Source organism: Pseudomonas sp. GM60, assembly GCF_000282415.1.
Classification (GTDB): Bacteria; Pseudomonadota; Gammaproteobacteria; order Pseudomonadales; family Pseudomonadaceae; genus Aquipseudomonas; species Aquipseudomonas migulae.
Genome location: NZ_AKJI01000106.1, coordinates 1 through 9,292, shown reverse-complemented (window position 1 = coordinate 9,292; position 9,292 = coordinate 1). Strand labels below are relative to the sequence as shown.

Genomic DNA, 9,292 nt, shown 5'->3' with positions numbered 1-9,292 from the left:
AGCCCTTGGTTACTTGGGGCTCTTCCAAGTGACTCGCCGTAAGGGCGAAACCAATAGCCGCCATCACCGCAGCAACGGATATACCCCCCATCCAATCCAAAAAATCACAATTAAACAGCATGACTACGGTCAGATACCGGGTTTTTTCTGGGTCTGTCATCCGTGCAAAAAAAAGAGCCTCAGGGCTCTTTGATGGGGAAAAAGTAGAGCCCTTGAGGCTCAAGATGCACGTGAAACAGGCGGTGAGCTTGGTAGGGGTTCAGATCACTCACCACCTACGCAACCGCTCGAGTTGAGCAAACAAACGGCTGCGTAGAATCATCGTAGGAAGATGGAGTTTGGCACTCAAGTACCGCTAGTCGCGTCCCGGCCAGCCCGCACGACGCAAGGCGTTGAGCAGTGTTTCGGCGTCCAGCCCCGGCACCGTATGGCCATTGCCCTCGGCGGTGTCGCAGGCCAGCAGGGCGTTGATGATTGCTTCTTCCACTGCTTCGGTAGCGGCAAGGAACAACTCGCTGATGTGGTCGTTGTTGACCATGCTCAGGTTATCGGTTGTCGGCGCCTTCTTGCTCTCATAAGCAGCGGGTGGCACATCGTTGCCGGTCGCAAAGGCAATGAAGATATCGCCGCTGTGGTCTTCGTTACCGCCACCGGTTCGCGCCAGACCGAGGCTGGCGCGCTGGGCGAGGCGGGTGCATTGATGTGGCAGCAACGGTGCATCGGTGGCCAGGCACACCACAATCGAACCCATGCCCGGATGCGGCAACGATGCCTTGAGGAATGGCGAGTCAGCCTTTTCCATGTAGCGCCCGACCGGGTAACCGTCGACGCGTAATTCGTTACGGATGCCGTGGTTGGCCTGGACGATGGCACCCACTGTCCAGCCACCCTGGGCGGCATTCAAACGTCGCGAAGCGGTGCCGATGCCACCTTTGAATTCGTGACAGATCATGCCGCTGCCGCCACCCACCGCACCTTCTTTCACCGGTCCGCTTGTCGCCGTGCGCAGGGCTTGGGCCACGTGCTCGGGTTTGACGTGGAAACCGTTGATGTCGTTGAGCAAGCCGTCGAAGGTTTCCAGCACCACCGGCATGTTCCAGTAAAGTCGCCCGTCGTCCGGTTGCTGTTCGCGGTCCAGCACAATCAATGCATCGCGCACCACGCCCAGGCTGTGGGTGTTGGTGAAGGCGATCGGGCTGGTGAGCAGACCCGCTTCGCGGATCCATTCCAGACCTGTGGCGTCGCCGTTGCCGTTGAGCACATGGACGCCGGCAAAACACGGTTGCTGGCTGGTGGAACCGGCACGCGGCTCGATCACGGTGACGCCGGTCAGGATGTCGCGACCGTTGGCGGTGCGACCTCGCACATCACTGTGGCCGACCCGCACGCCGGGTACATCGGTGATGGCATTGAGCGGGCCGGGTTGCAGTTGGCCGAACTGGAGGTTCAGGTCGCGGGCACGTGGTTTCATTGTTTTTCTCATCTTCAATTCGTGGCAGAAAAGGTAGGGCTAGGTTGAACACAAAACCCATGTGGGAGCGGGCTTGCTCGCGAAGAGGCCGTCATGTCCAACATTGATGTCGCCTGAGACGCCGCCTTCGCGAGCAAGCCCGCTCCCACATGGGTTGTGTGTTCAGTCGAACCATTCAGGGTCACTGACCGTTTTTGACCTTGCTCCAGATCCGCGTGCGCACGCGTTCGGTAGCGGGCGGCAGCGGCTGGAGGGTGAATAACGTGGCCAAGGCTTGCGCGGACGGGTACACCGCCGGGTTATTGCGAGTCGCTTCGGCCACCAGCGACGTAGCGCTGCGGTTGCCGTTGGGGTAGTTGAGGTGATCACTGACCGGGGCAATCACTTCAGGGCGCATCAGATAGTCGATGAAGGCCAGACCCTGCTGCGGGTGCGGCGCGTCCTTGAGCAACACGAGGGTGTCGAACCACACCGGCGCGCCTTCCTTCGGCAGGCTGTAGGCGATCTTCACGCCATTGTTGGCCTGCTCGGCGTTGGTCTTGGCTTCCAGCATCGCGCCGGACCAACCCACCGCGACGCAGATGTTGCCGTTGGCCAGGTCGCTGATGAATTTCGACGAGTTGAAATAGGCGATGTGCGGACGCAGTTTGAGCAGCAGCGCTTCGGCCTTCTTATAGTCCTCGGGATTGGTACTGTTGGGCGGCAGGCCGAGGTAGTGCAGGGCCACCGGCAGCATCTCCGACGGCGAGTCGAGCATGGCCACGCCGCACTGGCCGAGTTTGGCCAGGTTGGCTTCGTTGAACACCAGCTCCCAGGAATCCACCGGTGCCTTGTCGCCCAGCGCGGCGCGGACTTTATCGACGTTGTAACCGATGCCGTTGGTGCCCCACAGGTACGGCACGGCGTACTGATTGCCCGGATCGTTGTTGGCCAGTTTCGCCAGCAGGTCAGCATCCATGTTTTTGAAGTCTGGCATCTGCGCGTGGGGCAATGGTGCCAGGGCGCCGGCCTTGATCAGGGTCGGCAGGCTGAAGTTGCTGGCCACCACCACGTCGTAGCCGCTGCGGCTGGTGAGCAGTTTGCCTTCCAGCACTTCGGCGCTGTCGAAGGTGTCGTAAACCGGCTCGATCCCGGTGTCGCGCTTGAAGTCGTGCAGGGTGTTGGGGCCGATGTAGTCGTACCAGTTGTAAACGTGAACCGTCGGGCCTTCGGCAGCCAACGCCGACAGCGAAACGCACAAACAGGCGCTCAGCCCGAGATTGATCTGTGGAAGGCGACGACTCATGATGCGGCACTCCTGGCCTGCTGCAGGCCGGTGATGAACAGGTGCTTGCAGCGTATCGGCAGGCCGGGGACTCACCCATTCCCATCATGGGTTACTCGAAAGGGGTAGAGCGTGGACGCGTTGCTGAAAGAGTTGCCGGTGCACCAGGGCCTGGCGCGGGTGTTTGGCACGGTGGGCCGGGACGGTTTCTGGCGCGCACTGGTCGACACGCTGCGGTTGCTGGTGCCGCTGGACAACGCATTGGTTGCGGTGATGAGGCCGGGGCGAGTGCCGCGCCTGCTGATCGATTTCGACGCCAAGGGCAGCGCCGACGAGCATGAGGAACTGGCCGGTTACAGCGCCGGCATGTACCTGCTCGATCCGTTTTATCAGGCCGCGTGTGCAGGCATTGCCGATGGCTTGCACAGCCTAGAGTCGCTGGCGCCGGACCAGTTTCAGCAGAGCGAGTACTACCTGAGTTACTTCCGCTCGGTGGTGGGCGACGACGAGTTGCAGTTCATGATCAACGTCGAAGATTCCGTGCTCGGTTTGTCACTCGGCCGTTCGACGCGTTTTACCCTGGAAGAGCAGGGCCGTCTGCTCTGTGTGCGTGACTGGGTGCTGGCGGCGATGCGCCGTCACCTGCAATTGTTGCCGCCAGAAGGCCCGGTTGCCGAAGCCGTGGCCGGGGATCTGGCGACGTTGCTGGATCGCTTCGACGCACGCCTGACAGTGCGCGAAATCGAAACGGCGCGCCTGATTCTCCAGGGCTTTTCAAGCAAGGCGATTGCCCAGCAATTGGGGATCTCACCGGAAACGGTGAAAGTGCATCGGCGCAACGTCTATCACAAGCTCAACGTGAACGGGCATGGGGAGTTGTTTGCGTTGGTGTTGCAGCCGCGTTGACTGGCAAATCACAGAGATTTATTGCCCGTCAGGCCCCCATCGCGAGCAGGTCGAATCGTCGCACCGTCACTCCCACATTGGAATGCGGTCAAATGTGGGAGTGAGCCTGCTCGCGATGGAGGCAACTCGGTGTTACTGCCGGAACACCAACGCCTTCAACCCGCACTCGACATCCGCATCCGGAAACTCCGGCGGATTCTCCAGCCGTTGCTCGAACCGCAGGCTCGGCGCCTCGCGCATGACGCCATCAATCAGGAAGTCCGCGCCAAACGCCGGGTCGTTCATGCAGGCCAGCACCGTGCCCTGTGGCGTGAGCAATTCCGGCAGCCGACGCAGCACGCGCTGGTAATCCTTGGTCAGCAGAAAACTGCCTTTCTGGAAGGACGGCGGATCAATGATCACCAGGTCATAAGGGCCTTTACCGATCACCTTGCCCCAGGATTTGAACAGGTCGTGGCCGAGGAAACTCACCTTGCTCATGTCGTGACCGTTGAGCCGGTGATTGTCGCGGCCACGGTTCAGGGCCGGGCTGGACATGTCCAGGTTGACCACATGTTCGGCACCGCCCTCGATGGCCGCCACGGAGAAACCGCAGGTGTAGGCAAACAGGTTCAACACGCGCTTGCCCTCGGCATTGGCGCGCACCCAATCGCGGCCGTAACGCATGTCGAGGAACAGCCCTGTGTTCTGCTTGCGGCCCAGGTCTACGCGATAACGCAGGCCGCCCTCGGTGATGGTCATGTCATCGATGACTTCCCCGACCAGCCATTCGGTGGTGCTTTGCAGCAGGTAGCGATGTTGCAGCGCCAGTGTATGCGCACCGGATTGCGCCCACTCGGGTGACCGGGTGATTTCCATAAGCCGCAGTTTCAGCTCATCGAGTTGCGCCGCTTCGGGCTCCTTGAACAGCGACACCAGCACCACGCCCTGCAGCCAGTCGACGGTCAATTGCTCCAGCCCCGGCCAGCAGCGACCGCGACCATGGAACAGTCGGCGGGTTTCTGCGGGAGCCGCTGCCAGGGCGGTCAGCAGATGGTCGTGGAGGGTGGTGAGCGCGTCTGAGTTCATCGGGCGATGTCGGTCATTGAGGGGGCGGCATTTTAACCACAATTGCGCACCTTGGGCGGACAACACAGAACACTGTGGGAGCGGGCTTGCTCGCGAAGGCGGTGTGTCAGTTACATGGATATCGACTGACACACCGCCTTCGCGAGCAAGCCCGCTCCCACAGGTTATTGGGGGGTAGTTATCACGTTTAATTTAACTTTACGTGAGGATTTGGCGATCTGTCGGCTCCCATACTCGGCTCCAACGAATAACAACAACCGCCGGGAGCCGATCATGTCGCCGATACCTGCTTCATCCCATCCGCGCTGGCTGCGTCTGACCCACTGGCTGAACGCCCTGGCGGTGCTGGTCATGGTCACCAGCGGTTGGCGCATCTACAACGCATCGCCGCTTTACGACTTCAGTTTCCCGAAAGGCATCACGCTGGGCGGCTGGCTCGGCGGGGCGTTGCAATGGCATTTCGCGGCGATGTGGTTTCTCGCGATCAACGGCCTTGTCTACCTGATTATCAACCTCGTCAGCGGTCGTCTTTCTCGACGCTTTTTCCCGGTGTCGCCCAAAGGTGTTCTGCAGGACCTGTGGGCCGCATTGCGCGGGCGGCTGGGGCATGCTGACCTGAGTCATTACAACCAGGTGCAACGGCTGGCTTACCTGTTTGTGATGCTCGATATCACGCTGTTGGTGGTCTCCGGGCTGGTGTTGTGGAAGTCCGTCCAGTTTCCGCTGTTGCGTGAATTACTTGGCGGTTACGAAGCGGCGCGGCATGTGCATTTCATCGCGATGGCGCTGTTGGTGGCGTTTGTCGCGGTGCATCTGGTGATGGTCGCGCTCGTTCCCAAAACACTGCTGGCCATGATTATCGGTCGCAAGGAGCCCGTATGAAAAAGCCCATCGAAGGCCTGGATGAGTCATCCATCCTCAAAGACGCCCGGAAAATCATTGCGCCGCAGATCGAAGACCGCTCGCGCCGTTCGTTCCTGATGCGTGGGCTGACCCTCGGCGGCGTAGCCATGTTGTCGGGCTGCAACCTGACCGACAACGAAAGCGTCGAGACTGCGTTGTCATCCATGTCGCGGTTCAACGATCGGGTGCAGGGCTGGCTGTTCAATCCCAATGCACTGGCACCGACCTATCCGGCGTCGATGATCACCCGGCCGTTCCCCTTCAACGCGTTTTACGGCATCGACGAGGCGCCGACCGTTGAGGAAGAAAGCTATCGGCTGGAAGTCACCGGCCTGGTCGCCGACAAGCGCAGCTGGCGCCTCGACGAGCTGCGCGCGATGGCGCAGAACGAGCAGATCACCCGGCATATCTGCGTCGAAGGCTGGAGCGCGATCGGGCGCTGGGGCGGCGTGCGGTTCAGCGATTTCCTCAAACGGGTCGGAGCCGACACCGATGCCAAATATGTCGGTTTCAAATGCGCCGACGATTACTACACCAGCATCGACATGGCCACCGCGCTGCACTCGCAGACCTTGCTGGCGCTGACCTATGACGGCGCGGTGCTGCCGCGCGAATACGGCTTCCCGATGAAGCTGCGCATGCCCACCAAGCTCGGCTACAAAAACCCCAAACATATTCAGGCGATTTTCGTCAGCAACACCTACAGCGGCGGCTACTGGGAAGACCAGGGCTACAACTGGTTCGGTGGCAGCTGACGGCACCCGCCAACTTCACAGCGCGGCTCACGCCGCGTTCAATCGCAACCTGTGCTTCAAGGAGTTTCATCATGAAAAAGTTGACCACCGTCGTATTGTCCATGTGCCTCGCCGTAGGTGCCGCCAGCGTGTTTGCCGCCGAGACGACAACCAGTGATGGCATGAGCAAGGACAGCATGAGCAAAGATTCGATGTCCAAGGACGCTATGAAAAAAGACTCGATGATGAAAAAGGATTCCATGTCCAAGGACACGATGAAGAAAGACGCCATGTCCAAGGACGGGATGAAAAAAGACGAGATGTCCAAGGACGCCATGAAAAAGGACAACATGTCGCAGTAAGCCAAAACAGCCCGATCCCCTGTAGGAGCGAGCCTGCTCGCGAAGGCGTCAGGTCAGTCAACAGTGATGTTGAATTTTAAGCCGTCTTCCCGAGCAGGCTCGCTCCTACAGGTTTTTGCATTCCAGAAAGGCGCCGATCTGATTTTGCAGGACGCCTGATTTCGTCGACTCCCTGTATCAAAAATGAATTTCCGCCGAGTCCGCTGCTCATACCTGTAGGCAGCGGATTTGAGCCCGCGAATTCATTCGGCAATCAGGGAGTGGCAAAGTCATGTGTCCAGTATCGACGGCGGGCGAGAACCTTCCAGGCGGGTTGATTCTTGTGGTTGAAGATGACCCGCTGATCCTGGAGTTTCTCTGCGAGATTCTTCAGGAGGAAGGTTTCACCGTCGAACCGCAGATCAGTGCGGATGCTGCGGCAGGTTACCTGGAGCAGCACGCAGACAAGGTGGTGTTGCTGCTGACGGACATCACCATGCCCGGCAAACTCAACGGTGCCGATCTTGCCAATCAGTTCGGCGACCGCTGGCCGGGCAAACCGATCATGATCATGTCCGGCTTCGAAACGCCGCAGACTTCCGGCGTGCGGCATGAGGTGTCGTTCATCAAGAAACCCTGGGCGCTGGGGCAGTTGCTCGATTGCGTGGAAGGTGCGTTGAAGTCGAAGACGGTTGGCTGAAACAACACGCGGCGGACAAGCCAATGCTACATTGCTCGGCAAAACTCGCCCGGCTCTTGCAAAAGGACGCTCATCCTTGTCAGCTCAACCATCGGTTTTCAACAAGCCTTATCGCGCTTTCCTGTTCGATATGGACGGCACCGTCCTCAATTCCATCGCCGCCGCCGAGCGCATCTGGACCGTCTGGGCCTTGCGCCATGGCGTGGATGTCGAGTCTTTTCTGCCGACCATTCACGGCGTCCGGGCCATCGACACCATCAACCGTCAGGCGTTGCCGGGTGTCGATGCCGAGGCTGAAGCAGCGTGGATTACCCAAGCGGAAATCGATGATGTCGAGGGAATTGTCGAGGTGCGCAGGGCGGCGGATTTCCTGACGTCGCTGCCGGCCAGCCAGTGGGCCATCGTGACCTCTGCGCCCAAGGCACTGGCGCTGCGAAGGATGGCGGCGGCGGGGATTCCCGAACCTGCGGTGATGGTCACGGCGGAAGACGTCAGCGCCGGCAAACCCGATCCGGCGGGTTATCGGTTGGCGGCCAGGCGGTTAGGTGTCGAAGTGACTGATTGCCTGATTTTCGAAGATGCCACCGTCGGCATTCTCGCCGCGCAAGCCGCAGGGGCAGACCTGTTGATCATTACCTCGACTCACGATCATCCGATCGAAACGCCGCATGCGACGATGGTCGATTATGACTCGGTCACTGTCCAGGTTGACCCCGACGGCCAGATCCGCCTGCTTCCTTTGTAACAACACCATCCCCTTGTAGGAGCCAGCTTGCTGGCTCCTACAAGGGCCGCGGCGTTAGTAGAGACCAGGAATCAACCGCCAGCTACGGCTGCAATACGCCTCATACTCACTGCCAAACTGCGCCCGCAGCAGCGCCTCTTCCGCGTGAATGCGGGCAATCAGCGGGATCACCGTCAACGCTGCCAGCAACAGGCCAACGCCCGAACGAAACGCCAGCGCCCAACCCACCGCAATCACCAACATCCCCAAATAGCTGGGGTTGCGCAAACGGCGATAAATCCCCTCTGTGACGAGGCTATGCCCCGGCTGGATCGCCACCAGTCCGCTAAAACGCTTGCCCAACACAAACACTGGCCACATGCGCAACGTACCGCCGATGATGAACACCAACGCCCCGAACCAACGCACGCCTTCACCGCCGAAGGCCCAGAAGTCGATCCGGTCGGTGTAGGCGGGTAGAAAACCGCTCGCTATCCCGATCCCCCCGAAGGCCGGCAGCACCCAACGATTGGTCCGGTCTTCACGTTCGCCGGAGCTGAGGTTGACCTCGGTGAACAGCGCTGCGACCGTCATCAGCAGCGTCGCCAACACAACCACCACCAGCGCCCCGTGAGAGAAAAAAGCGGCCCACCCGCCCAAGCCCCAGACAGCGAGCCCGAGGTAGGCGAGGGTGCTGACAATGGCGAAGAACGCCAGTCTGGCCGAGATTTTCATAGTCACCCCGCACATTCAACGAATACACCATTCATTGTAGGAGCCGGCTTGCCGGCGATGGCACTCTCAAAATCACCACCTGCCTCAAGGGCCAATCGCCAGCAAGCCGGCTCCTACAAATAGTGTGTGTGACCGAGGATCGCGAGAGTTGTCCCGAATCCTGTAGGAGCCGGCTTGCCGGCGATGGCGTTCTCAAAATCACCACCAGCCTCAAGGGCCAATCGCCAGCAAGCTGGCTCCTACAAATGGTGCATAGGACGGGGGACACGGGGATTGCCCCGGACCCTGTAGGAGCCGGCTTGCCGGCGATGACGTTTACAAAATCACCGCCTGCCTCAAGGGCCAATCGCCAGCAAGCTGGCTCCTACAAAATTTGTGTGTGACTGAGGATCGCGAGAGTTGTCCCGAATCCTGTAGGAGCCGGCTTGCCGGCGATGGCGTTCTCA

11 protein-coding genes are annotated in these 9,292 nt (G+C 60.1%); 6 read left to right on the top strand and 5 right to left on the bottom strand.

Translation table 11 applies throughout. The features are described 5' to 3' along the window. The 3 genes from PMI32_RS30770 to PMI32_RS05775 all read right to left on the bottom strand — a co-directional run. Positions 1-223 (bottom strand): hypothetical protein (locus tag PMI32_RS30770; RefSeq protein ID WP_238541040.1); only part of this gene is annotated, 223 nt, incomplete at its 3' end. Positions 224-355: 132 nt separating this feature from the next. Beyond that, on the bottom strand, positions 356-1,471 hold the full coding sequence (locus PMI32_RS05770) for a DmpA family aminopeptidase (protein ID WP_008033145.1): 1,116 nt from the start codon (positions 1,469-1,471) through the stop codon (positions 356-358). Positions 1,472-1,652: 181 nt separating this feature from the next. Beyond that, the gene (locus PMI32_RS05775) at positions 1,653-2,756 is read right to left on the bottom strand and encodes a polyamine ABC transporter substrate-binding protein (protein ID WP_008033143.1); all 1,104 of its coding nucleotides are present in this window, start codon (positions 2,754-2,756) and stop codon (positions 1,653-1,655) included. 111 nt (positions 2,757-2,867) lie between these two features. Here PMI32_RS05775 and PMI32_RS05780 point away from each other — a divergent pair, with 111 nt between their 5' ends. Continuing rightward, the gene (locus PMI32_RS05780) at positions 2,868-3,641 is read left to right on the top strand and encodes a helix-turn-helix transcriptional regulator (RefSeq protein WP_008033141.1); all 774 of its coding nucleotides are present in this window, start codon (positions 2,868-2,870) and stop codon (positions 3,639-3,641) included. Between the two features lie 132 nt (positions 3,642-3,773). On the opposite strand, the gene PMI32_RS05785 is transcribed toward PMI32_RS05780, so the two are convergent. Beyond that, positions 3,774-4,709 (bottom strand): class I SAM-dependent methyltransferase, encoded by a 936-nt coding sequence (locus PMI32_RS05785; protein ID WP_008033137.1) that lies wholly within the window; start codon positions 4,707-4,709, stop codon positions 3,774-3,776. 273 nt (positions 4,710-4,982) lie between these two features. Between PMI32_RS05785 and PMI32_RS05790 the strand changes: the two genes are divergently transcribed. The 5 genes from PMI32_RS05790 (at position 4,983) to PMI32_RS05810 (ending at position 8,132) form a co-directional block, all read left to right on the top strand. Next, the gene (locus PMI32_RS05790; RefSeq protein ID WP_008033135.1) at positions 4,983-5,591 is read left to right on the top strand and encodes a cytochrome b/b6 domain-containing protein; all 609 of its coding nucleotides are present in this window, start codon (positions 4,983-4,985) and stop codon (positions 5,589-5,591) included. Further along, complete coding sequence (locus PMI32_RS05795; RefSeq protein ID WP_008033133.1) at positions 5,588-6,367, top strand: molybdopterin-dependent oxidoreductase; 780 nt, start codon at positions 5,588-5,590, stop codon at positions 6,365-6,367. Before PMI32_RS05790 ends, PMI32_RS05795 begins: the two co-directional genes overlap by 4 nt. 71 nt (positions 6,368-6,438) lie before the next feature. Further along, positions 6,439-6,708: a pentapeptide MXKDX repeat protein gene (locus PMI32_RS05800; RefSeq protein WP_008033131.1), complete on the top strand. Its 270-nt coding sequence runs from the start codon at positions 6,439-6,441 to the stop codon at positions 6,706-6,708. Positions 6,709-6,979: 271 nt separating this feature from the next. After that, positions 6,980-7,387, top strand: a complete 408-nt coding sequence (locus PMI32_RS05805; protein WP_008033129.1) for a response regulator — start codon at positions 6,980-6,982, stop codon at positions 7,385-7,387. 76 nt (positions 7,388-7,463) lie between these two features. Further along, positions 7,464-8,132 carry an HAD-IA family hydrolase gene (locus PMI32_RS05810; protein WP_008033127.1) on the top strand — a complete coding sequence of 223 codons (669 nt, stop codon included), beginning with the start codon at positions 7,464-7,466 and terminating at the stop codon, positions 8,130-8,132. Between the two features lie 54 nt (positions 8,133-8,186). Here the strand turns inward: PMI32_RS05810 and PMI32_RS05815 are convergent, their stop codons facing one another. Beyond that, positions 8,187-8,846: a methyltransferase family protein gene (locus PMI32_RS05815; protein WP_008033125.1), complete on the bottom strand. Its 660-nt coding sequence runs from the start codon at positions 8,844-8,846 to the stop codon at positions 8,187-8,189. Positions 8,847-9,292: the final 446 nt, after the last annotated feature.

Bases quoted from the DNA above. Each gene is read 5' to 3' on its own strand.
- PMI32_RS05805 (WP_008033129.1), top strand. From the start codon at position 6,980: ATGTGTCCAGTATCGACGGCGGGCGAGAACCTTCCAGGCGGGTTGATT.
- PMI32_RS05770 (WP_008033145.1), bottom strand. From the start codon at position 1,471: ATGAAACCACGTGCCCGCGACCTGAACCTCCAGTTCGGCCAACTGCAA.
- PMI32_RS05815 (WP_008033125.1), bottom strand. From the start codon at position 8,846: ATGAAAATCTCGGCCAGACTGGCGTTCTTCGCCATTGTCAGCACCCTC.
- PMI32_RS05775 (WP_008033143.1), bottom strand. From the start codon at position 2,756: ATGAGTCGTCGCCTTCCACAGATCAATCTCGGGCTGAGCGCCTGTTTG.
- PMI32_RS05785 (WP_008033137.1), bottom strand. From the start codon at position 4,709: ATGAACTCAGACGCGCTCACCACCCTCCACGACCATCTGCTGACCGCC.
- PMI32_RS05795 (WP_008033133.1), top strand. From the start codon at position 5,588: ATGAAAAAGCCCATCGAAGGCCTGGATGAGTCATCCATCCTCAAAGAC.
- PMI32_RS05800 (WP_008033131.1), top strand. From the start codon at position 6,439: ATGAAAAAGTTGACCACCGTCGTATTGTCCATGTGCCTCGCCGTAGGT.
- PMI32_RS05790 (WP_008033135.1), top strand. From the start codon at position 4,983: ATGTCGCCGATACCTGCTTCATCCCATCCGCGCTGGCTGCGTCTGACC.